Here is a 23,633-nt window from a genome sequence, read left to right as displayed (position 1 = left end):
CCGCCGTGCGGACGCGAATCGCATTCCTCTTTTCCGTACGCCTACCGTTTCGCCCGCTCCCGGAAGTGCCAAATCATGCGAATCACGGTCCGTCCGGGCTTGCACTCTCCCCGGCTCGCTGGTCTGGTTCCGTCTCATCGTTCGCATGTCTTCCGTTCGACGCGCTGCAAAACGTTCGGCAATGTTCCCTTATTGTAAGACGCAAAGTTTCATTTGTCAAAGCCGTAGTTGTCGAGCTGGTCGAGAAAACGCTTGGATTTCAGATTCATGCCGATATGTTCGCGCATCATCGCTTCCATCACTTTTTTCAGTTCCGCCTTCGTCTCCGGCTTCACGTCCACGTTGCCCAGCCTGCGCAAATCCAGCCTCGCGAATACCCGCAGCAGCGACAGCGTGCGAGCCGTCACATGCACCGCGTAAGGATCGGCCGCCCGGAACGGCACGCTGAGAACGCCGCCGAGCCGGGGACTGATAAACGCGTCGCCTTCCACGGGACGCTGACTGGCCGCGCACACTTCAAGCTCCGGCGCGTAGCCGGCTGCCTGGAGGATTTTCATCTCGAACAGCCTCGTCATCACTTCCGGATCTTTTCCCTCGCGCATTCCGTTCAGGAACGCCAGCAGCTGATCGAACCAGAAGCTGCCCGTATCTTCGTCCTGCAGCACCCGATCGATCAGTTCGCAGGCGTAAGAGCCGTGCGCCGCCAATACGAGGTCCTCGCGCAGCTTATGGTTCGATTCGTAGATTTCCGCGTCGTTCAGCGTGCCGAGCCCGCTTCCGCCGCGAAAAAAATTGAACACGCCGTACGTAAAAGGCTGGGTCAGCGAAGCATGGCGGCTTTTGACTTTTTTCGCCCCGCGCACGAGCACTCCGATCTTGCCGTGCGTCTGGGTGCACAGCGTAATGATCTTGTTCGTTTCGCCGTAGTCCATCGCCCGGATGACGATCCCATCGAGACGGTACAGCATCTACGCGTCCCGGTGGAAGCCCAGATCGCGCAGAACGCGGTCCTGGTTGCGCCAATCCTTTTTCACTTTGACCCACAGTTCCAGGAAAATCTTCGAACCGAGCAGATTTTCGATATCCTGACGCGCGCGCTTGCCGACTTCTTTGAGCATGGCCCCCTGCTTGCCGATGACGATCCCTTTTTGCGAATCCCGTTCCACGAAAATGACCGCTCCCACATAAACGATGCCGTTCTCCTGCACTCTCATGTCTTCAATCGTAACCGCGATGGAATGGGGCACTTCTTCGCGGGTCATCTGCAAAATTTTCTCGCGAATGAGTTCGGCGATGACGAACTGCTCCGGATGGTCCGTCACCTGGTCTTCCGGATAGTACTGCGGACCTTCGGGAAGGTATTTGCCGATCTGCTCCATCAGCGTATTGACGTTGCTGCCGAGTTTGGCCGAGATCGGCACGATCTCCGCGAACTCGTACAATTTGCGATACGTCTCGATCAGCGGAAGCAGCGCCTCCGGCTCGATCAGATCGATCTTGTTCAGAATCAGGAACACGGGCGTCTTGATCTTGCCGAGCTGTTCGATGATATAGCGGTCGCCTCCGCCGATGCCTTCGGAAGCGTCGATCAGGAACAGCGCCGCTTCCACCTCGCCCAGCGTGTTCAGCGCGGTATTGTTCATGAAGTCGCCCAGCTTGGATTGACGCTTATGGATGCCCGGCGTATCCAGGAAAACGATTTGTTTGCCTTCGTCGGTGTACACCCCGTGAATTTTGTTCCGCGTCGTCTGCGGTTTATCGGACATGATCGCGATCTTTTGCCCGATAATCTGGTTCATCAGCGTCGACTTGCCTACGTTAGGCCGGCCGACGATGGCGACGAACCCCGATTTGAAACCTTTTCTGCTCTCCATCTTATTCCTCCTCTTGATGTTCGGTCTCGTGCTGCCGCTTTATTGCCGATCTATATGTTACTTATCCAGATCCCAGGGACCGAACGCATCCGGCAGCAGTTCGCGAATGGTCGTTTCGCGGATCTCGCCCTTCATGTTGCCGAGCACCACCGGCATGTCCGGCTTGCACAGTTCCACCAGCACCTGACGGCACACGCCGCACGGCGCAATCGGCCCGTCCGTATCGCCGACGACGGCCAGCATGGCAAAGCTCCCCGGACGATGGCCGTCCGCTACGGCACGGAAAAGCGCCGTGCGCTCCGCGCAGTTCGACGGACCGTACGCCGCGTTTTCGACGTTGCATCCGTGATGCACGTGTCCCTGCTCGTCGAGCAGGGCTGCCCCGACTTTGAATCCCGAATAAGGCACGTAAGCCTGCGCGCGGGCTTTGATCGCTTCTTGAATCAATACGGCTGGATCCATAGTGTAGATCTCCTCTCTGTATCCCTTATGCCTGCTGCGGGGTGCATCCTATTGTACAGCCGCCCGGTCTTTACAACCAGCCCCATATTCTTGCCAACTGAAGCAGCGGAGGCGCGAACACGATCAGACCGACCACGGCGGCAAAAAACGCGGAGGCCAGTACGGCCCCCGCGGCGGCGTCCTTGGCTTTTTTGGCCAGCGGATGAATCCGTTCCCCCACAGTCAGATTGACGGCCGCTTCCACGGCCGTGTTCATCAGTTCGGCGGACAGGACAAGCCCGATCGCCAGGCACAGCAGCCCCCAGTCCAGCCGGGGAACGCGCAGCAGCGCACCCAGAAGCAGCACAGCCGCGCACAGCGCCAGATGCACTTTGAAATTCCGCTCCGTCGAAGCCGTCGCCCGGACGCCGTCCCAGGCATTCCGGAATACTTCCTTCCAGGTACGCCGCTTCCCCATCAGCGCGTCAATCCTATTTTTTGCAGGACGGCTTCCTGTTTGCCCATCATGACCGCCTCGTCTTCCGGCGTCTGATGGTCGTAACCGAGCAGGTGAAGGAATCCGTGCACGAACAGAAAACCGATCTCCCGCTCGACCGAATGTCCGTAATCTTCGCTTTGCGCAATCGCTCTCGGTACCGAGATAATGATATCGCCGAGCATTTCGTCGAATTCCGGCCCCAGTTCCGCCTCTTCGCCCTCTTCGATTTCGTAAGTGATCTCCGGTTCTTCGCCCATCGATTCGCGCATCGCGAACGACAGGACATCGGTCGGCCGGTCGATATTGCGGAACTCCTTGTTCAATCGGTGAATTTCTTCGTCGTCCACGAACGTCAGCGCCACTTCGCCTTCCGTTACGCCTTCCGTCTCGCCCGCCGCTTCGAGCAGCTTGCGCAGCTGCCCGATCAGCGTCTCGCCGATTTCGTATTCGTTTTGTTCGTTGCTCCATTCCAGCTGCAGACTCATGCTTCAGTTCTCCTTTGCCTTGGGCTTGACCTCTTCGGGATACTCAATCCGCGAATGGAAAATTCCCATTACCGCTTCCTTGAGCGTCTTGGCGACCACGTCCAGCTCCTTGAGCGTGATGTCGCACTCGTTGAACTGCTGATCGTCCAGACGGCTCTTGATAATTTTCCCGATCATCGATTCCACCTGCTCGATCGTCGGCTTGTGCAGCGAGCGGACCGCCGCTTCGACGCTGTCCGCGATGCCCACCACGGCCGCTTCCTTGGACTGCGCCTTCGGTCCGGGATAGCGGAAGTCCGCTTCCGTGAAATCCGGTTCCACGCCGCGCTCTTCGGCCTGCTTCAGCGCTTTTTGATAGAAGAAATACAGGAACGTCGTGCCGTGATGCTGTTCCGCGATATCGCGAATGCGCTTCGGCAGCTTGTATTCCTTCTGCATTTCGACGCCGTCGCGCGCATGAGCCACGATAATCGATTTGCTCAGCTTCGGATCGATGGAATCGTGCGGGTTCTCGATATTGTTCTGGTTTTCGATAAAATAGCTCGGACGCTTGGTTTTGCCGATATCGTGATAATACGAACCGACGCGGCAGAGCAGCCCGTTCGCGCCGATCGCCTCCGCGGCCGCTTCCGAAAGGTTGCCGACCATGACGCTGTGATGATACGTTCCCGGCGTCTCGATCAGCAGCTTGCGCAGCAGCGGGTGGTTCGGGTTGGACAATTCCACCAGCTTGAGCGCCGACAGGATACCGAACGTCACCTCGAAGAACGGCATCAGCCCGATAGCCAAAATGGCGGTCAACAGGCCGGATGCGAGGGCGAACGCAACCGGATACAAGATCGTGCTGCGGTTCGGTTCGGCATCCCCGATCAGCGCAAGCGCAAGCACCGCCAACGCTCCGAACAAACTGACCATGATCCCCGCCTTGAGAATCGTGGATCGCTGGCTGGCCCGGTGCACCGTAAAGATAGCGGCATACGAGACGACGAGCGTATAGAATCCGAAATGGAAATCAAAGATCCCCGTTCCCGGCTGTCCCGCGTTCAACACGATGCTGGCCAGAACGGAAAAAATAACCGCGCTGAAATAAGCGAAAGAATTGTTGAGCAGCAGGGTAATCAGCGTGCAGCCGATGGCGACGGGCGCCAAATAACCGACGTATCTCGACGTATCGCTCTGGACGAGCGCCGTCAGATGCATCGCGATCAGCATGATGAAATAGATCAGCACGATCATCAGCAGCTGCGGGTTGCCGTACCGGAATTCGGTTCCGCTTTGCCGGGTAAACAGGAACAAGCCGAGCGCAAGCAGGACGGACAGCAGAAGCAGGCCGAACTGCGGCCAATAATTGATCTCGGTCTTCAGCATGTCGTTTTCTTTCAACAGATTGTACATGTCCTGGGTAATCGTCTCGCCGCGCTGCACCAGCACTTCGCCCTGTTCGATATAAACGGTCTCGGTATTTTCGCGCGCCTGCACCGCCGCTTCCTTCGTCGCCTCTTCGTCATAAAAACGGTTGGGCGTGATGGAGAGCTTGATCAGTTCCTGAACCACTTCGCGCGAAGTCCGATCGGTCAGCGTGCTGCGGCTGACGAACTCCGCGACTTGGGCACGTGCCGTCTGCGCGTCTGTGACCTGGTCTCCCATCAGACGCGACACGATCCCCGTCGCTTCCGACTTCATCTCCTGAATCTGCGAAGACGACAGCGAAGGGATCTTATAAAAAGTCTCTTCCGGAATATCGTATTCCTGCTCGTTCACCCGTTTGCGAACTTCCTGCAGCAGCGCCGGAGAGTAGTTGGCGTTGTTGCCGATATTGCGGATCGTGTTCGACATGAATTGGCTAACCTTCTGCGGCAGTTCTTCCTTATAGATGTCGATCTTGTTCGCTTCGGTAAGCTGGTCGTCCTGGTTCAGCGTATCGATCCGGTCCAGGATTTGGCTGACCAGCGTATCGTTGCGCAGCGGCACGATCCGGTAAATCTGCTGGACTTTTTCCGCCGCTTCTTCCTGAGCCTGCAGAGTCGCTTTGCCGTTAGGAATCTGCGCGGGCGCAAGAATCTCCTTATCGCTCGGCATGTTGACTTGAATATCGTATTTTTCGGGCAGCAGCTTCGGCGCCAGCCCGATGTAAAACATTAGCGCCAGCAGGATGAACAGCGACAACTTGACGACGCGGCTGTTCTTCCAGCCCGACAGCTTAGGATCGGCCTTGCGTTTCCATTTTTCTTTTGAAGCCATATGGAAGGACCTCCGGTATTAGTTCCTGATTCCGCGCCGAAACCGATAGGAAACGTCTTCGCTTCGGCGCGAAATCTTATTCGATACTCTCAGCCGCCTTCTCGTAAGCCACGATAATTTTCTGGACGAGCGAGTGCCGAACGACGTCCTCTTGGGCAAACGTAACGAAGCCGATATCCGAAATATCGTTCAGCACGAGGCGCGCTTCGACCAATCCCGATTTCTTGCCCCGCGGAAGATCGATTTGCGTGACGTCGCCGGTAATCACCATTTTGGATCCGAAGCCCAGCCGCGTCAAAAACATTTTCATCTGTTCGGGCGTCGTATTCTGCGCTTCGTCCAAAATGATGAACGAATCGTCGAGCGTGCGGCCGCGCATATAAGCGAGCGGCGCAATCTCGATCAACCCCCGCTCCAACGCCTTGGCCACCTGTTCCGTGCCCATGACGTCGTACAGCGCATCGTAAAGCGGACGCAAATACGGATCGACTTTTTCCTGCAGGTCTCCCGGCAGGAATCCCAGGCTTTCCCCCGCTTCGACGGCCGGACGGGTCAGCACGATCCGTTTGACCAGGCCTTCCTTAAGCGCGGTAACGGCCAGGACGACAGCCAAATATGTTTTGCCGGTACCGGCGGGACCGATGCCGAACACGATGTCTTTTTTCTTGATCGTCGTCACGTAATGCTTCTGCCCGATCGTCTTCGGACGAATCGGCTTGCCGCGAAACGTTAACGCGATTTCTCCTTTGAACAAATCGAGCAGTTGATCGGCCCGGAATTCCTTAGCCAAATCCAGCGCGTATTGTACGTCTCGTTCCGTCAGGTTATATCCGTTTCGCACCAGCTGCAGCAGCACGTCGAACAGCTGCTCCAATTGATCCGCTTCCTGCTCGGGCCCGTGAACGGCAATCTCCGCCTCGCGGCTGTCGATGCGCGCTTCGAACTGTCGTTCGATCAGCTTCAAATACGTATCCTGCGGACCAAACAGGGCCAGTCCTTCTCCCGCATTATGCAGCGGGATCTTGATGCTTCTCGTCTGTTCTGTCAAAAGCTCTCAGTCTCCTTAGTCGATTATTCGTCTATTTTTTATGTGGAGCCAGGTTCTTATTCCTCAACTTTACCATTCTACGACTTCCCATGCAAAAGATTTCGGGAAGGGCTTTTTTTCTGCGGAGCGTAAAAAGCCGGCCTTTTCCGTCGAGGGCGGAAAAGGCCGGCAGCTTCGCCGTTCGGAAACGGCGGCTCCGCAGGTTTACCTGCGGCCGGAAGAGTACGGCTTTCTTGCGCGCGGTTCGCTGAGAATCTCGGCCCACATGATGCCTTTGCGCAGTTCCTCCGCCGCGATCTTCGGAAGAGGCCGCGAAGAAGAAGCCGAAACCGGCGGCTTGGCAGCCCTCTTTTCCGTCGCGGTTCCGCCCTTGTTGAAAGCGGCGGACGACCGTCCGTTCTGAAGCGCCGAGTTTTCTGTGCCGCGCGTGCGGCGCTGCTGCGAACGTTGATCTTTCAATCTCCGCTCAATCTCGGCACTCATCTGCCGGGATGCCTGCTCCAGATCGGTACGCTCGGAAGGGCGGCTTCTCCGCCCTTCCGAAGCCGGCCTGCGCGGCGATCCTGCCGACGTCCTTCCCTGCTGTTCGGGCGCGCCTGCAAATGGAGAACGACGCTCGCCTTCTCCGCCCGGAAGCTGGGCGGGACGGGCGGAAGCGCTTGGCCGAGGAGCGCTCGGCCGGGAGGCGCCCCTGCCGCCGAAAGGCTCTCCGCCTCCGTCGGCGGGTTTGCCGTTTTTCTTGCCGAACACGGACAGCAGGGCGCCGACAATAATGATAACCACGAAGAAATTGCTCATGATCCATTCCAAGAACTGGGGCATGGAACCCCCTCCTGTTCCGTCTTTTACTTATCGTGCGAGTCTTGATTGTCGACGTGGGTCACGTTCATGCCGCCGAGCGATCCCCGCATTTCCGTATCGGCTTCGAGATTTTTCATGTTCAGGTAATCCATCACGCCGAGCTTGCCGCCGCGCAGCGCCTCGGCCATCGCGATCGGCACTTCCGATTCCGCTTCGACGACGCGCGCTCTCATCTCGATAACGCGAGCGTTCATTTCCTGTTCTTCCGCTACGGCCATCGCGCGGCGTTCTTCCGCCTTCGCCTGTGCGATGCGCTTGTCGGCTTCCGCCTGTTCGGTCTGCAGGAAAGCGCCGATATTTTTGCCGACGTCCACGTCCGCGATATCGATCGACAGAATTTCGAATGCCGTGCCGGCATCCAGTCCTTTTTCCAAAACGGTACGCGAGATTTTGTCCGGATTTTCCAGAACTTCTTTGTGCGTATCGCTGGAACCGACGGTCGTTACGATCCCCTCGCCGACACGGGCGATGATCGTTTCTTCGCCGGCGCCGCCGACGAGACGGTCGATATTCGCTCTCACCGTAACGCGGGCGATAACGACCACTTCGATTCCGTTTCGCGCGACAGCCGATACGCTCGGCGTCTCGATGACGCGCGGATTAACGCTCATTTGCACGGCCTGCAGCACATCGCGGCCCGCCAGGTCGATCGCGGCGGCGCGTTCGAATTCCAGCGGAATGTTCGCGCGGTGCGCCGCGATCAGGGCGTTGACGACCCGGTCGACGTTACCGCCCGCCAGATAGTGACTCTCGAGCTGGTTGATGGTCAGCGTAAGACCCGCTTTGTGCGCCTTGATCATCGGATTGACGATCCGGGCAGGCGTAACGCGCCGCAGGCGCATGGCCACGAGCGTAATGATGCCGATGCGCAGGCCCGAAGCCAGCGCGGAAATCCAGAGCGCCACCGGGAAAAAGCTGAAGAAAATGCTCAAAAGAACGATTGCCACTACTACGATCAGCAGCGGAGTTACCCAAACTGCATCTGCCATAAGTACCCCTCCAAATTTGCATGATGCGGAGCCGGGGCCGATAATCCGTTACCCCGGCGATCCGATTTTTCAATAAGTACCGTACCGATTCCGCCGAATCAGATCGGCTCGATCGGTCCCAGCCCGCTGTGCCATTTTTCCTGCACGACGATACGACCGCCTTCGGTTTTGAGGATCACGACCGCCTTGTCTCGTTCGATGAATCCACCTTCGCTGACCACGTCGATCCGTTCGCCGTCGATCAGCACCGTGCCGGATGGACGCAGAGGCGTCAGCGTCACGGCATCGCGCCCTACAAGTTCATAGCGCGTGACCGCGGAGTTGTAACCGGCTTCCGACGTCAGGCTGTCTTTCAGGATGAAGCGATTCCATATTCCGCGTTCCTTGAACACGAACGCCACGATTCCGACCGCTGCCGCCGCCAGTACGAAGGCGATTCCCAGCTTCTGCAAGGCGTGTCCCGTTGCCCATGCCGCCATAACCACTCCTCCTATCAGCGAGCCCGCGCCGAGCAGGCCCAAAATTCCGAAGCTCGGCAGAAAGACTTCCAGCGCCATCAGGATAATGCCGACGGCGAACAGAAGCCAGACGTAAGGCCCCGCCAATCCTTCGATCGTGCTGCCGAAAAAGTACAGGATAAACGCGCACACGCCGAGCACTCCCGGGAAAATGAGTCCCGGCACGAGCAGTTCGATCACAACTCCCGCAAGCCCGATAAAGAGCAGCAGGGTCAGCATGACCGGCGTCGTCAGAAAACCTGCAAAATCGCCCACCATGCTTTGGGCAGGCAGGCCGGCCGAAGATCCCGCTGCTCCGGCCGCGGACGCCGTGGATACGAAAGACGTACACAAAATCAAAGGTATGCCGACAAACCAGACGACGCCCCAGAATGTCGCGGCCAGACCGAGCCACCATTTGGACCGCGATTGTGTATTCATAAGGTCTCCCTCCTTTTTCAAATGCTGTAAACGCAAAGCCTCTCGCTTTTTGTCTTCCCTCTGTCTTGGACTGTGCAAAAGTTCTTCACTACTAGTATACGCTTTTCCCGCTTGCGCGTTTCAAAAAAACCTGTCTTTTCGAAAAAAAATCAAAAACCGCAACAAAAACACCCTCCCGAAAATCCGGAAGGGTGTTCGTTTCATTCGTTTATTGCAGGCACTGCTGAACCACTTGGTTGACCAATTTCCCGTCGGCGCGTCCTTTGACTTTTGGCATAAGAGCGGCCATGACTTTGCCCATATCGGCTTTGGAAGAAGCACCGGTTTCCTGGATGGTCTGCTGTACAATGGCTTTAACTTCTTCTTCGCCAAGCTGAGTGGGAAGGTATTCAGCAACGATGTCGATTTCGGCTCTGACAGTCTCGGCCAAATCTTCACGACCTGCTTTTTCAAACTCCTGGAGGGCATCTTTGCGCTGTTTGATCTCACGACTCAGAATATCAAGCACTTCTGCGTCATCCAAAGTTCGCTTCAAATCGATCTCCTGGTTCTTGACCGTTGCGCGAATCATTCGTATGGTCGAGAGTTTGAATTTATCTTTACTCCGCATAGCTTGCTTCATATCTTCGTTCAATCGTTCGCTAAGATTCATCGACAAACAAATCCTCCTACTAATGACGTGTTTTCGGCTTCATGAAACGGCAGAATAACCGAAAACACATCCGATAATGATGTGTCTTCAGCCGAGTTAATCGGCCCGAAAACCCTGCAGCACATCTAATAAAGATGTGTCAGGAACACATCTTAGAACTTTCTTTTGCGAGCCGCCTCAGACTTCTTCTTGCGCTTTACGCTAGGCTTCTCGTAATGCTTGCGCTTTTTAACTTCCGCCAGCACGCCGTCTTTTGCGATCGAGCGTTTGAAGCGGCGAAGAGCAGCATCGATAGTCTCATTTTTGCGAACTTTAGTTTCAGACACCAGTTTCCCCTCCCTCCGACCAGACCGTCCAAGAGCATAACACGGTTAATCAACTTACATTATAGGCGAAAGCGAAACCCCGTGTCAATGCTTATCCGAAAGTCTGTGCAGATATGCGCGGCGTGCGGCCGCCGCCCGCGCTTTTAAGCGTGCGAGCCGGAAATTCCCGTCAAAGCCCCGAGCTTCGCGCCGCCGAGCAGGTGGAAGTGGAGATGCGGGACGGTCTGGCCGCCGTCGGCGCCGCAGTTGTTGATCACGCGGTAGCCGCTGTCGGCGATTCCGAGCTCTCCGGCCAACTGCACGGCCACCCGGTGAATCTCTCCGATGACCGCCAAATCCTCGTCCCCGATATCGTTCAGCGACGGAATCGGCTTCTTCGGCACGATCAGCACATGAACCGGAGCGGCGGGTTGAATATCGTGAAACGCGTAAATCCGCTCGTTTTCGAATACCTTTTTGCTCGGAATGCTACCTTCGATAATTTTGCTGAAAATCGTCTCTGCCATCTCTTTTCCTCCTCGACTGTCCGGCGCCGGCGCCCGGTGCGGCCAAGCCGCCCGGCCGATCGTCCGGAATCTCCATATTGGGAACGGAGCAAACCGCGCCCCGTCCGCTCGCCGTATCCATTGTACAAACTTTCCCGGAAAAAGACAAAAAAAAGAAGCACCCTGCAAATCCCAAAAGGATTCGCGCAGCTGAACGGCCATTCCGGGCGGGCTGTCGAACAGCCCGGCGAAGTCGCAGATCGGGGCACTTCTTATATGATGTCGGCTGACTGTATTATAACAACAGCTTGAATCTGTATCTGTGACTCAAATCACGCAGTGGAGTTTACATTTTTTCGAGCAGCACTTTCGATCCCGCGCCCGCGTGGTCGGCCGGCTGCACGATCAGGCGGCGCGGCAGCCGGGCCCGCAGTTCCTGCACGTGACTGATGACGCCGACCGACAAGCGGTCGTTGTGCAGATGTTCCAGCGACGTGATCACGGTGTCGAGCAGCTCGGGATCCAGCGTGCCGAAGCCTTCATCGAGGAAGAAGAATTGGAGCGGATATTCTCCCCGCAGCTGAATTTGCGCCGACAGGGCGAGCGCGAGCGACAGCGAAGTCAGGAACGTCTCCCCGCCGGACAAGGTCGAGACCGGACGGCGAACGCCGCCGTTGGCGTCATCGCATACGACGAATCCCCCGCCGGAGTCGACTTCCAGCGAATAACGCTGTTTTGTCAGGAAGCGCAGACGGTTCGACGCCGAGCGGCTGATCTGGATCAGCTGTTCTTCCGCCACGTATTCGACGAAGGCGTTACCCCGGAAGCACGTTTGCAGTTTGGAAAGCCGTTCCATCTCCGCGGCCGTTCCGGTGCGCACCTCTTCCAGTTCCGTCCAGCGTCCGTGACGGACCGATACGTCTTCGAGATCCCGCTGGGCGCGCGCTTTTCCGGCAAGCGCTTCTTCGTCGAGCCGCCGGGCCTCTTCCAAGCGGGACGCGCAGTCTTCCCATCGGTCTTCCGATACGTCGGCGCCGTCCAGCAGCTTCTCCAGTTCGCGCACGCGCGCGGTCAATTCGTTCTCTCTCTCCCGGTGCCGGCGGACGAGTTCTTCGGCTTCTTCGATCTTGCCGTCTTCCATGCGCGCGGATTCCGCCTCTTCCGAGGAAGCGAACACCGAACCCGACAGCGCTTCGTTCCATCCGGCCTCGGCCGACGCCGCATGCTCCGCGGCCGAAGCGGCCGCTTGGTCGGCGGCGGCGGACGCGTTGGCCGACGACTGCCAGGCTTCGCGCGCCGATTCGAGCTCGCCTCGAGTCCGTTCCGCCGCCGCGCGAAGCGCCGCCAATCTGTCCGATGCGCCGCGGAGCAGCTCCGCCGCCGGCACGCCGCCCGACGTCTCGCGCAGCCGCAGCTCTTTTTCCTTCAGCAGCTCCGTCCTTCCTTCCGCCTGTGCCGTAAACTGCACCAGCGCGCGCTCCGCTTCCGCGGCGCCTTCTTCGCGCGACTTCAGCGTTTCTTCCATGGTCCGGATGACCGGCACGCTCTTGTCGAGGCGGCGCTTCAGTTCTTCCGCTTGTCCGTCGCGGCGCCGAATCTCTTCGCGGCGGCGCTCCAACTCGTCCCGCCGAAGCTCCGCGAAGGAAGCTTTCCAGCGCTCCTCGCCTTCCGCCACGCGGCGTTCCAGCTCCGCCAGCCGTTCGCCGGCGCGCTCGCGCTGGCGAACGGCGGCCTCCAGCCGCGCGCGCGGCGCTTCCGTCCCGCGGACGGCCGCGCCGTAAGCGCGCTCCGCTTCGCGCGCCTGCGCTTCGAGCTGCGCGGCCTCGCGCTCGAAGCGCTCCGTCTCGGCCTGCAGGCGGACGTATTCGTCCGCGCAGGCCTGCGGCGACAGCGGGCTCGCCGGAGCCGCGGGCGAGCCGAAGGCCGTTCCGGCAGCCGGGCCGGAACGGTCCTCCGCCGGCGCGGCGGCGGAGGCGTCCGGCGTCTGCGCCAGCTCTTCGCGCAGACGCCGGACCAGGGCTTCGCCGCCCTGGCGCAGGCGGGCGGCGGCGAGGCGAAGCTCGCGCGCGCCGCCCTGCAGGGCGCGCAGCGGTTCCGCCTCCGCCGCGGCCTCGGCGGCGGAAGGGTCGTCATCCGCCGGCAGCGGATGATGCGTCGCGCCGCAGACGGGACAAGGCTCGCCGTCCGTCAGGGCATCCGCCAGCTCGGCCGCCATCCGGCGCTTGGCCGATTCGCGGCCCGCCGCCTCCAGACGGACTTCTTCGGCCGCGGCGGCTTCCGCAAGCGCGGCCGCTTCCGCTTCGAAGGCGCCAAGCGATTCCAGATGCCCGGCGGCGGAATCCGCCGCCTGCCGCAGCCGCTCGCGGCTGACCGCTTCCCGTTCGCGGCCCGCAGCCAGCTCTTCTTCGGCCTGAGTTTCCTGTCGCCGGGCTTCTTCCGCTTCCCTGCGCACGCCGGGAAGCTGCTCTTCCAGCGCGGCAACGGCGTCGCCCAGACGACCGGCCTCTTCCAATTCGGCCCGGTCCGAGCTGCGCACCTCGCAGGCGTCCAGCTGTTCCTGCAGTTCCGCGCGCAGCCGGCTCGCCTGCTCCAGTTTGCGCCGGAGTTCGTCGCCTTCCCGCCGAGCGGCTTCCAGACGCGAAGACGCTTCTTCGCGGCCGCGTTCCAGTCGGCCCGCCTCTTCCCGAAGTCCGGCGAGTTCCCGCTCGAGCTGCAGCGCCTGCTCGAGTTCCGCCGTGCGCCGCAGAAGTCCCGGCTCTTCTCCCGCCAGCGCTTCCCGGGCGGCGCTTTCCGACGCGGCGGCCCCGTCCGCCCGGCTGCGCGCTTGATCCGAAGCCCGCTTGAGCCGTTTCGCTCCGGCCGCCAATTCTTCCGCCCGGGCGGATGCCGTCCGGAAACGTTCCCAAGCCGGCAGCAGGGCGGCGGCCGCCCTCGCCCGCTCCGTGCGCGCCTTCAGCTCGCGCACCGTCTCCCCTTGTCCCCGCAGTCCTTCCAGAGCCGCAAGGGCATCCCGGCGTTCCGCGGAGCGCTCCCGTACCCGGGACAGACGACCGTGTTCTTCGGCGGCCGCATCGAGCGCTTTGCGCCGCAGCTCCGCCGTCCGGTCGGTCTCGTCAAGCCGTGTCTTCGCTTCTTCGACGGCTTCGGCGGACGCCAGGCCGAGACCCTGCTGCTCGGCTTCCACCGTACGCAGCCGAGCTTCCGTTTCCCGGGCTTTTTTGTTCAGCTTTTGGATCAGGCGGTCGCCGTACTGCTCCAAATGGAACAGCCGCTGAAGCATTTGACGGCGATCGCTGCCCTTCAGCGACAGGAATTCCGCAAATTTGCCCTGCGGCAGCACGACGGCGCGGGTAAAGTCGTCCATTTTCAGGCCGATCCGTTCCTCGACCGCTTTCGTCACTTCGGCCAGCTTGTCGGCGATCACGTCGTCGCCTTCCGGCTTGACCTCGACGAACCGGCTCAGCGTGTTGCTGACCGACACGTCGCCCGTGCGCTTGAAGCGCCGCTCGACGCGGAAGCGCCTGCTCCCCGCGGAAGACTCCAGTTCAAACGTGAACGCGACGTAGAGCGTATCTTCGGAGTGGTTCATGATTCCCTGCGTGCCGCCGTAAGCCCGCTCCACTTTGCCGTACATGGCAAGCGTGATCGCGTCCAGCACGGTCGACTTGCCGCTGCCCGTCGGTCCGAAGATCCCGAACAGTCCCGTCTCGCACAACTGCGTAAAGTCGATCTCCTGGGCTTCCCGATAGCTCTGCAGTCCGGACAATCTCAACGTAATGGGTTTCACTCGGCCTCTCCTCCTTCCGCGGAATCTCCGTCTTCGGCAGCCAATTCCATAAACAGGGAGACGAGCCCGTCTTCGGGCTCCGCTCCGCCCGTCTGCCGCCGGTAAAACGTCTTGAACAGCTCGTGCATCGGCAGCCGCGCCCGTTCCTCCGGCATGTCCGCCCGCTCCAGCTGCGGATAAACGGGGCGGATGTGAACCAAACCGTCGCAGGAACGCCGAAGCGCCTGAATGTCGCCGAGCGACATCGCTTCGGTCAGCGTGATTCTCAAGTCGATGAAGGCTCCGGCATCCCGGCCTTCGTCCAGCCAGCCGTGCACCTGCTGCAGTCCCTCCTTGGCATTCCATTCCACGAGCTGCCGTCCGCAGGATAAATAAATTTCTTGAAGCTCCGGTTCTTTGCCCGGCTCGATATCCATGAGCATGACCGACTTGGCCTGGCCGGCTTCCGAGAAGCTGTAGCAGATCGGCGAACCGCTGTAGCGGATCACGCCTTCTCCTTTCACCTTCTGCGGGCGATGAAGATGCCCGAGCGCCGTATATTGAGCCCCGCAGGCAAGCGCCGACGGATCGACCGTATAAGCTCCGCCCACCTGGATAGGCCGTTCCGAATCGGATTCCAGCCCTCCCAGCACATAAATATGGCTCATGGCCAAATTGACCGTTTTCGGCGAAAAGTCCTGGGCCAACCTGCGCATCAGCATGCCTACGCGCTCGCTGTACGCCCGGCGCAGCAGCCCTTCGTCCGTCCCGTCCAGCGTCAGCAGCTCGTTCAGCCGAGCTTCGGACGGGTAAGGCAGCGCCGCGATCACCGCCCGTTCTCCGGTACGGGCGGCGTCAAGCGTCAGCGCCTTTTCGGTCGGCAGACCGACGAGCGAAATACCGCTGTCCTTGACGAGCGGACGCACCGACGCCACCCGCTCGGGATGGTCGTGGTTGCCCGCGATCGCCGCGAGCTGACAGCCTTCCGCCCGGATTCTCGCCACGCTTTCGTAAAAAAGCTGCTCGGCCGATGCCGGAGGGTTGACCGTATCGTACACGTCGCCCGCCATCAGAATCAGATCGACCTTCTCCCGCCGGACGATATCGACCAGCTCGTCCATAAATTTTTCCTGTTCTTCGAATCGGCTCCGGCCTTCCAGCGTTTTGCCCAGATGCCAGTCCGCCGTATGCAGCACGCGCATCGTTCGCGCCCCTTCCCTTATCTATCGCGAATTCGTGATTCCCTCGTCGCCGTGCAAAGGCCGGCCCGCTTGCGAGCCGGCCTCCTTTTGACAAGGCATTCCAACCTGTTCGAAACCCGAAAACCCGGTTTCCGTTTTACAGCCGCACCCCTTCGGCGGCATCGAAAAAGTACAGCCATTTCTCGTGCACCGGCTCGCCGAGCATGTCTTCGACCGCTCGCGCATAAAAATCCAGCTGGAAGCGGTAATGCGCGGCCAACTCTTCGGTGCCGCGCCCCGGTCTGATCCGATCGGTCTTGTAATCGAGCAGAATCAGCTTCCCGTTCTCGCGGAACAGGCAGTCCACGACGCCCTGCACCAGCACCCGTTCGCCCGGAAGACGTTCCAGACGCACATCTCGGCTTCCGCCGCCTCCGGTAGGCGGCCAGGCATTCGCGCTTCCGCCCTGAACCGGCAGCACCAGGGAACCGAGTTCTTCGTCCGCGCCGACGCCCGCGCTGAACGGCAGTTCGCGGCGCAGCCATTGCGCCCGCACGGCCCTGCTGCCGATCTCGCTGCGGATAAACCCGGCGATATCGTTCGGATTCACCGTATCGGCTTCGGCCTGCAGCAGAATGCTTTTGCGGACGAGTTCGGCCAGCGTCTCCGCCGCTTCGCGCGCTCCCGTGTCCGCGTCCAGCGGCACATGCTGCATCAGCGTATGGTAAGCCGTGCCCCGTTCGGCTCCGGTCAAGCGGCTTCCCTCCATGAACCGCGGACGCCGAAGCTGCAGCGTCGGGCCTCCGGCTTCCGGCCGGCCCTGTTCGGCCGCCTGTGCGTCGTCTTCCAGACCGGCCAGCCGACGGGCCGCTTCGAGCGCATCAGCCGCGGGATATTCGTCGCCGGCAAAGCGCGATTTGATCTCGGTCACGGATGTCTTGGCGGCGGCTCCGCCGGCCGCCGCGTGAGGATACCGCCAGGCGAAGCGTTCGGCAAACTCCGAGCGGCGGCCGTAATCTTCGGAACGTTCGCCGCCCATAACCGCCTTCAGGCGCTGGATCCGTTCGGCGTACAGTTCTTCGCCCGCCTCTCTCTCGGCGGCCGATGCGGCGTCGCCGCCGCGAACGGCAAACGTCCAACCGGCCGAGGAACCCCGGACTCCGACCGGAAGAGCCGTATCCGCGGAGGCGCGCAGCTCCTCCGCTCCCGGTTCGAAGATCAGCGCGGGACCGATCCAGTCCAGGTATGATCGGGCTTTCGCCAGCGTATAGTCGGCGATGCCTTCTTCTCCGCCCGCCGACTGCATCCAAGCCGAGACTCGCTTCGGCAGATCCTTGACCGAAGCGGTCAAAATCATCTTGTCGCGCGGCCGCGTCAGCGCCACGTACAGCACCCGCATTTCTTCCGCCAGCAGTTCCATCAGCATCCTTCTGCGAATGGCGAGCGCGGGCAGCGTCGGATAACCGACGCGGCTTTCTTCGTCCACGAAGCGAGGTCCGAAGCCCAACTCTTTGTGCGTCATGAACGGCGCGTTCAGATCCTGCATATTGAAGTTCTTCGATAATCCCGCGATAAATACGACGGGGAACTCCAAGCCTTTGCTTTTATGGATCGTCATAATGCGCACCGAATCGTGCGCCGCTTCGGAAGGCGCTTCGGCCAGGTCGCCTCCGTTGTCCCTCAATCGCTCGACAAAGCGCAGGAAGCGGAACAGCCCCTGGGCCGACGTCGACTTCTCGAACTGTACCGCCCGGTTGTACAGCGCCAGCAGATTCGCCCGGCGCTGCGCGCCGCCCGGCAGCCCGGCCACCCAATCGGCATAGCCCGTCTCGCGGTACAGCGTCCAGATCAGCTCGCTGAGTTCGCCGCTTCGCGCCAGATCCCTCCAGCGCCCCAGCGAAGACAAGAAACGGTTCAGCGTCTCGCTCAGCGGCGAATCGGGCCCGGAAGCCAGATTCGAACGCGCCGACGTGTCATTCGGGGGCGGTTCGTCTCCGGACGCGCCTGCGCCGGGAACCTTCGCCTCTTCGTTTGTTCCCTGTGCTTCGCCGTCCGTGCCGGGAGATAAGCTCCCTACGGCCGCCGCGCATACCGCTTCGTAAAAAGGCAGCTTCGGACCGTGAAGCCGAATCCGAGCCAGCTGATCTTCGGTCAGTCCGACGATCGGGGAGCGGAGCACCGAAGCCAGCGGAATATCCTGGCGGGGATTGTCGATGATATGCAGCAGCGACATGATGATTTCCACTTCCGTCGCTTCGAAATAGCCCCGTGCCGCGTCGCCCATCGCCGGAATGCCCGCAAGCCTCAATTCTTCGATGATCATGGGGGCCCAGGCGCTTGCCGAGCGCAGCAGGATTACCACGTCGCCGTATCCTGCCGGTCGAAGACCTCCCGCGGATTTGTCGTAAATCCGCAGCGCCTCGCGCCCTTCCGACTGTCCGGTGAGCTCGTGAATCCGCGCCGCGATGGCACGGGCTTCCAGACGCGCGGTTTCGATTTCCGCCGCTTCGGCGGCAGGGCCGCCTTCCGCCGTTTCTCCTTCTTCCTGGCCGCCTCGCTCGATCAGCATCAATTCGGGCGCGTATTCGTCCTTTTCGGCTTCCGGATAAGCGAGCGCCCCGTAAGCCAGTTCGGCGCGTTCGTCGTATTGAATTTCCGCGACCCGCTCGTTCATGATGCGCTGGAAAATGCCGTTGACCGCTTCGACCACTTCTTTCCGGCTGCGGAAATTGCGCGCAAGATCGACGCGCAGGCCGCCTTCCGAGAAATCTTCTCCGTAAGCGCGGTATTTATGCAGGAACAATCCCGGTTCCGCCAGGCGGAAGCGGTAAATGCTCTGTTTGACGTCCCCGACCATGAACCGGTTGCCCGACCCTTCCCGCGCGATCAGCGAAACGATCTCTTCCTGCACGGAGTTCGTGTCCTGGTATTCGTCGAGCAGCACTTCGTCGAAGCGCTCCCGATATTCCAGCGCCGCGGCCGAAGGAATCAAACGGCCGGGTTCGGAGGACGGATCGCGGAGAATGCGAAGGCAGTAGTGTTCGAGGTCGGAAAAGTCCACCATTCCCCGCGTTTTCTTCGCTTTGGCGTAGCGCTCCCCGAATTCGATCGTCAAGGCCGCCAGCTCCTCCATAAGCGGAGCGGCTTCGTTCAGCTCGGCCAGAAAAGCTTCCGGCGGTCGGCCGAAATAAAATTCCCGGATTTCGGTCAGGTCTTCCTTCGCCGCGTCGCGCAGCGCTTTCGCCCGATCTTTGATCTGCGGATCGCATTGGTCTTTGCGGACCGCGTTCAGCTTGCCGAACGTCATGTTCTCGAAGTAAGCGTGCACGCGATGCCACGGTTCGCGTTCGGCGGCCGCCTGCAGCCGGCGCAGCATATCCAGGTCGTTTTGCAGCGTGTCGACGTAAGGAGCCGGTCCTTCCGGCGACGAAGCCAAATCGTAAGCGCGGAGCAGAAGGTTCTCCGTGCCCGCCAGCGCCAGCCGCGCGTCGGCCATCAGGCTGCGCGCCCAGGACGTCTCGCCGAGCGACTCCAGCGTATCGACGCGGAACTCGGCGGCGGCTTCGCGCAGCCACCGTTCCGGCCAAGGATGGCTTCGCGCGAAGTCGTACAGACGCTGCACGAGCGCAAATGCCGGATCGTCGGAACGCTCGCCGCCGAACCAGTCGATCAGCCGGCGGAACAGCCGGCCGTCTTCCTCGAGCGCGTACTGCTCCTCGAACAGCTCTTCGAGAATTTCCTGCCGCATAATCTCGCTTTCGTGTTCGTTCGCGATCCGAAAAGCCGGATCAAGCGGAATCAGCGTGTAATGGCGGCGGATCACTTCCAGGCAAAACGAATGCAGCGTCGTGATCGACGCCTGGCCGAGCAGCGACAGCTGGCGGCGCAGATGCTCGTTTTGCGGATCGGCGGTCAGTTCCTTGTTCAGCGCGTCTCGAATCCGCTGGCGCATTTCCGAGGCCGCCGCTTTCGTGAAGGTGGCGATCAGCATCCGGTCCACGCCCGTGCCTCCGGCGGGATCGGTGATCTTCCGGATAATCCGTTCGACGAGCACGGCCGTTTTGCCGGAGCCCGCCGCCGCCGCGACCAGCATATTGCCGCCCGAAGCGGCGATCGCTTTCCATTGATCGTCGCTCCAGTGGCTGCCGGCCGGCTTATCGGCATATGTCATTCCCATTTATAGGCTCTCCTCCTTCTCGTCTTCCCCGTCCGCTTCGCCGAACAGTTCCCAGATCCGGTCTTTGCCCGGTTTGTTCAGATGATTGTATCCCGCATGGTCCAGACTCTCGTCGAACTGGCAGACGGAGTGGTACGGGCAGAAATCGCACGCTTTCTCCTGCTGAATGCGGTAAGGCCGCGCTTCCGATTCGCCGTCCGTGATCCGTCTTCCGATGCCCGCGATGTTGCGGCGCACCCCTTTGAGCAGCGATTCCCACTGCCGGGGATCGGCGACGGCCGAGCTGCTGTAGAATCCGCCGTCCTTTTTGACCGCTACCGGAATGACCGGCGATTGGCCGCTTGTAAGCGTCCGGTCCATTTTGGCGACGACGTCGGGATCGGCCAGCACCAGCCCCTTCATCTTGAAACGCTTGAGCATTTCCTGCGCCGCCGCGTCCCGCGTCATGCCGTTAGGAGAAGCCAGCAGCGGATTTTGCACGTGGAAGTACAAGGTCCCGGCCGGCAGCGCGGGAGCTCCGATCCATTCCTCCGCGTGCGTCAGCAGCACATCCAGATAGGTCAGCATCTGCAGCGACAAGCCGTAGTAGACCTCGTGCAGCTTCAGGTCTTTGTCGCTCGACTTGTAGTCGATGACGCGAAGCAGCAGCCCTTCTTCGCCTTCGGCGACGTCTACCCGGTCGATCCGGCCGACGATTTCCATCGTGCATCCGTTGCCCAGTTCGAATACGAGCGGCGGAATGTCCTTGCCCGGGCCGAAGTCGACCTCGATACCGAGAGGCTCGAAGTCGCCGCGCCGCGCGTGCTCGCCCAGAATGATCGAAGCGCGGCCGACGATGTCCATCAACTTGCGCGAAATATAACCGTAGCGGCTCGTGCTGAACAGGATTTCGCCCTGCAGCCTCGGAGCGATCTTGTCTACGGAAGAGCGTGCTTCCGCAAGGCATTCCTCGACCGTCAAAGATCCCCAGCTCCGATTCTCGAGCCGCAGACGCGTCGCGATGTCGCTCAGCGCGGCATGGAACAGCTGTCCGATATCGGGCGCGTTCAGCTTGTAGAGCTGGCGCTCCTTCAATCTCAGGCCGTGGGAAGCGAAATGCGAAAACGCGCACGCCGTGAACTTTTCCATCCGGGATACGCTGGAACGCAGCTTTCGGCCGTAAAGTTCCATGCTGGTCTCCCGGGTGAGCCGGTCCGATTTGTTGGTATAGACGAGCGAAGCCAGACGGCTGCGCAGCAGGGCGTCCCATTCGGGCCGCTCCTGATAAGCGCCCAGCACATCCCACCACAGCGGATCGATCTCCGTTCCCGCTTTCCACAGCCGGAGCTGCGCAAGCAGATGCGGAAGCGTCGATTCCGGCAGGGTGACGAACCGGCGGTATTCGGAAGGCGCCATGCCCGGCGCCGGCAGTCCGCTCTCGCGGCGCTCGCCGACGAACGGAAACGCGGCGCGCAGCTCAAGCACGATTTCGGACGGCAGCAGCGGCTTGTCTTCGTCGTCGCCGAGCGCGTAGCTCAGCCACAGCTTGTGCGAAGCAGCGGTCAGCGTATGGTAGATGAACAGCCTTTCGTCGAGCATCCGGCGTTCCGAGCCGGGAGACAGTTCGAGTCCGCTCTCCGCCAGGCGGGTCCGTTCCGGCTCGCTCAGCAGCCCTCCCTGAACGGGAGCCAGCGGCACGATGCCGTCGTTCAACCCCAGCACGAACGCGTACTTGATATTCAGCGGACGCGTTCGTTCCATATCGCCCAGCAGTACCCGGTCGAGCGCCGGCGGAACGAGGCCCAGCGTGAGCCCGGCGATCCCCGTCTCGAGCATCCCGGCAAATTCCTCGACGCTCACCTCCTCCGAATCGATCAGCTCGGCGATTTGATCCAGCAGATCGAGCAGCGCGCTCCAGATCTGCCGGTGCACGTCGGCGGCCAGCGGATCGCCGGCGTCCGCAGCTTCGCGCCCCATCCGGTCGAGCCGCTGCGGCACTTCCGCGGCTTCCAGCATGAGATATACCGCTTCGCACATGGCTCGCGCCGTCCCCGCCGTCTTCAGCGCGTGCTCGAATGCCGCCAGCGGCGCCGCGATCCGGTCGCGGCACGCTTCCAAACGCTCCATTCGCTCCCGGACGTCCGCCTCTTCCTCCTCGACCACCGGACGACCTTCGTCATCCAGGGACAACTTCGGCGCGTCTCGCCACGGTCGGCCGTCCGTCCAGCGCGTGCCCCGAATGCCGGATGCCAGCACGAAATTCTCCAACCGATCCATATCGTCGCGGGTGATTCCGTCGTTTTCCGGCAGCAGCAGATCCGTCTTCACGCAGCGGAACACGTCTTCGTACCGCCAGCGGTACTGCACGACGTCGAGCGCGGCGCGCACGAATTCCGCAAGCGGATGATGCAGCACGCTTTTGCGCCGGTCGGTAAATACGGGAATGCCGTAATCTTCGAGCACCGGCGCCAGCACCGCCTCGTAATCGTCCAGATTGCGCACGAACACGGCCATATCTCGGTAGCGGGCTCCTTTTTCCCGGGCCAGACGCAGCATTTCCCGCGCCGCCGCGTCCGCTTCCGCCCGCCGGTTGTCCGCCGCGTGCAGCGTGATGCCGAGCTCGCCGTCCGCGTTCAGCCGCGCGCCCTCCGAGGCGGCGCGTTCAGCGGCCCGCCGATCTCCGCGAAGCCGGGATTCGAGAACGCCCAGCAGAGGGCTGGTCTCGAATCTCGGCAGCGGCCCCTCCTGCGCAAGCTCGACTTCGCAGCCGACTTCCAGCGCTTCGGCCAGCTGGCGCAGCTTCCGGTACGTCATGCCGGTCTGATGGAACAGGTCCAGTTCCCCGGGCTGCTCCCCGCCGTCGTAAGGGCGATCCAGCGTCAGCGTGCAGACGACCGTCTTCGCGCTGTTCAGCAGTCCCCCGATGACTTCGTACTCGCGCGGCGTAAAGCCGTAGAATCCGTCGATCCAAATTTCGGCGTTCCGCACGAGCGAAGAATCCCCGAGCTGCCGCGCCAGCCGAATCAGCGTATCTTCCGAGTCGACGTACAGTTCCGACAGCCGGCTTTCGAAGTCGCGGTATACCGGCAGCGCGTCTTCCAATTTTTCGCGCAGCAGCGGCGAATGCCCGGCCGAGACCAGGTCCTGCATATGTTCTTCAAGCACGCCCGAGTCGATCTTATACCGCTTCAGTTCGGTGTACAGATCGTTCAATTTGGCGATAAACCCCGGCTGCTCGCTCGAAGCGCCGAACAGCCGCAGATCGCCGCGGCGTTCCCTGAGCAGCCGGTACAACAGCATCCGCTTGCCTTCGTCGCCGATCGCCGTCAGCGCCGACCCGCCCGTCTCCTGCATGACCCGGTAAGCGAGGCGATGGAAGCTGAGCACCTGGGCGCGCAGGCTTCCTCCTCCTTCCTTTCCGGCGAACAACTCGTACTCCGCCTGGAAAGTCGACTGCTCCGGCACGATCAGCAGCAGCGGCGGACCGAGCGGATCTTTTCTCATGTTGAAGCGAATCTCGTCCATGATTCGGCTCGTCTTGCCGCTGCCGGATCGTCCGAGCCTAATGTGTAACGTCATCGGCCGATGGCCTCCTTATTGTGCAATCTTTATAAAATCTTCTTGTATCCAGTATAACTTATCGAGCAAAAGAAGAACAGGCGTTCCGTCCGCGGACGAAGGCAGGCCGCCG

Annotated in this window: 17 protein-coding genes; all 17 read right to left on the bottom strand. The window is 60.9% G+C overall.

Annotated features, from left to right (window positions below; translation table 11 throughout):
- Positions 1–209: 209 nt before the first annotated feature.
- Positions 210–968: a DNA repair protein RecO gene (recO, locus tag GYN08_RS00845; RefSeq protein WP_166271600.1), complete on the bottom strand. Its 759-nt coding sequence runs from the start codon at positions 966–968 to the stop codon at positions 210–212.
- Positions 969–1,874, bottom strand: coding sequence for a GTPase Era (gene era, locus GYN08_RS00840; RefSeq protein WP_166271598.1), 906 nt, complete (start codon positions 1,872–1,874; stop codon positions 969–971).
- 57 nt (positions 1,875–1,931) lie between these two features.
- Positions 1,932–2,336 carry a cytidine deaminase gene (locus GYN08_RS00835; RefSeq protein WP_166271596.1) on the bottom strand — a complete coding sequence of 135 codons (405 nt, stop codon included), beginning with the start codon at positions 2,334–2,336 and terminating at the stop codon, positions 1,932–1,934.
- 70 nt (positions 2,337–2,406) lie between these two features.
- Complete coding sequence (locus tag GYN08_RS00830) at positions 2,407–2,793, bottom strand: diacylglycerol kinase family protein (protein WP_166271594.1); 387 nt, start codon at positions 2,791–2,793, stop codon at positions 2,407–2,409.
- Positions 2,793–3,299: an rRNA maturation RNase YbeY gene (gene ybeY / locus GYN08_RS00825; protein WP_166271592.1), complete on the bottom strand. Its 507-nt coding sequence runs from the start codon at positions 3,297–3,299 to the stop codon at positions 2,793–2,795. Before ybeY ends, GYN08_RS00830 begins: the two co-directional genes overlap by 1 nt.
- A gap of 3 nt (positions 3,300–3,302) precedes the next feature.
- A complete protein-coding gene (locus GYN08_RS00820) occupies positions 3,303–5,540 on the bottom strand; it encodes an HD family phosphohydrolase (protein ID WP_166271589.1) in 2,238 nt (745 codons plus the stop codon).
- A 76-nt stretch (positions 5,541–5,616) separates the two neighbouring features.
- Entirely contained in the window at positions 5,617–6,588 is a 972-nt protein-coding gene (locus GYN08_RS00815; protein WP_166271587.1) for a PhoH family protein, read from the bottom strand.
- A gap of 204 nt (positions 6,589–6,792) precedes the next feature.
- Entirely contained in the window at positions 6,793–7,410 is a 618-nt protein-coding gene (locus GYN08_RS00810; RefSeq protein ID WP_166271585.1) for a hypothetical protein, read from the bottom strand.
- Between the two features lie 23 nt (positions 7,411–7,433).
- Complete coding sequence (gene floA / locus GYN08_RS00805; RefSeq protein WP_166271583.1) at positions 7,434–8,438, bottom strand: flotillin-like protein FloA; 1,005 nt, start codon at positions 8,436–8,438, stop codon at positions 7,434–7,436.
- A 98-nt stretch (positions 8,439–8,536) separates the two neighbouring features.
- Positions 8,537–9,376 (bottom strand): NfeD family protein, encoded by an 840-nt coding sequence (locus GYN08_RS00800; protein WP_166271581.1) that lies wholly within the window; start codon positions 9,374–9,376, stop codon positions 8,537–8,539.
- A gap of 208 nt (positions 9,377–9,584) precedes the next feature.
- Positions 9,585–10,028, bottom strand: a complete 444-nt coding sequence (locus GYN08_RS00795) for a GatB/YqeY domain-containing protein (RefSeq protein WP_166271579.1) — start codon at positions 10,026–10,028, stop codon at positions 9,585–9,587.
- Positions 10,029–10,180: 152 nt separating this feature from the next.
- Entirely contained in the window at positions 10,181–10,354 is a 174-nt protein-coding gene (gene rpsU, locus GYN08_RS00790; RefSeq protein ID WP_005547957.1) for a 30S ribosomal protein S21, read from the bottom strand.
- 143 nt (positions 10,355–10,497) lie between these two features.
- A complete protein-coding gene (locus GYN08_RS00785; RefSeq protein ID WP_166271577.1) occupies positions 10,498–10,860 on the bottom strand; it encodes a histidine triad nucleotide-binding protein in 363 nt (120 codons plus the stop codon).
- 325 nt (positions 10,861–11,185) lie between these two features.
- A complete protein-coding gene (locus GYN08_RS00780; protein WP_166271575.1) occupies positions 11,186–14,626 on the bottom strand; it encodes an AAA family ATPase in 3,441 nt (1,146 codons plus the stop codon).
- Positions 14,623–15,807: a metallophosphoesterase family protein gene (locus GYN08_RS00775; RefSeq protein WP_166271573.1), complete on the bottom strand. Its 1,185-nt coding sequence runs from the start codon at positions 15,805–15,807 to the stop codon at positions 14,623–14,625. The genes GYN08_RS00780 and GYN08_RS00775 overlap by 4 nt, the downstream gene beginning before the upstream one ends.
- A gap of 136 nt (positions 15,808–15,943) precedes the next feature.
- Positions 15,944–19,963, bottom strand: coding sequence for a helicase-exonuclease AddAB subunit AddA (gene addA / locus GYN08_RS00770; protein ID WP_166271571.1), 4,020 nt, complete (start codon positions 19,961–19,963; stop codon positions 15,944–15,946).
- Positions 19,964–23,521 (bottom strand): helicase-exonuclease AddAB subunit AddB, encoded by a 3,558-nt coding sequence (gene addB, locus GYN08_RS00765; protein ID WP_166271569.1) that lies wholly within the window; start codon positions 23,519–23,521, stop codon positions 19,964–19,966. It lies immediately after the preceding gene.
- Positions 23,522–23,633 lie beyond the last annotated feature (112 nt).

It is taken from the genome of Saccharibacillus alkalitolerans (genome assembly GCF_011090185.1).
Taxonomy (GTDB): Bacteria; Bacillota; Bacilli; order Paenibacillales; family Paenibacillaceae; genus Saccharibacillus; species Saccharibacillus alkalitolerans.
The sequence above is the reverse complement of the archived record's forward strand: the minus strand, read 5'-3'. Positions and strand labels throughout refer to the sequence as shown.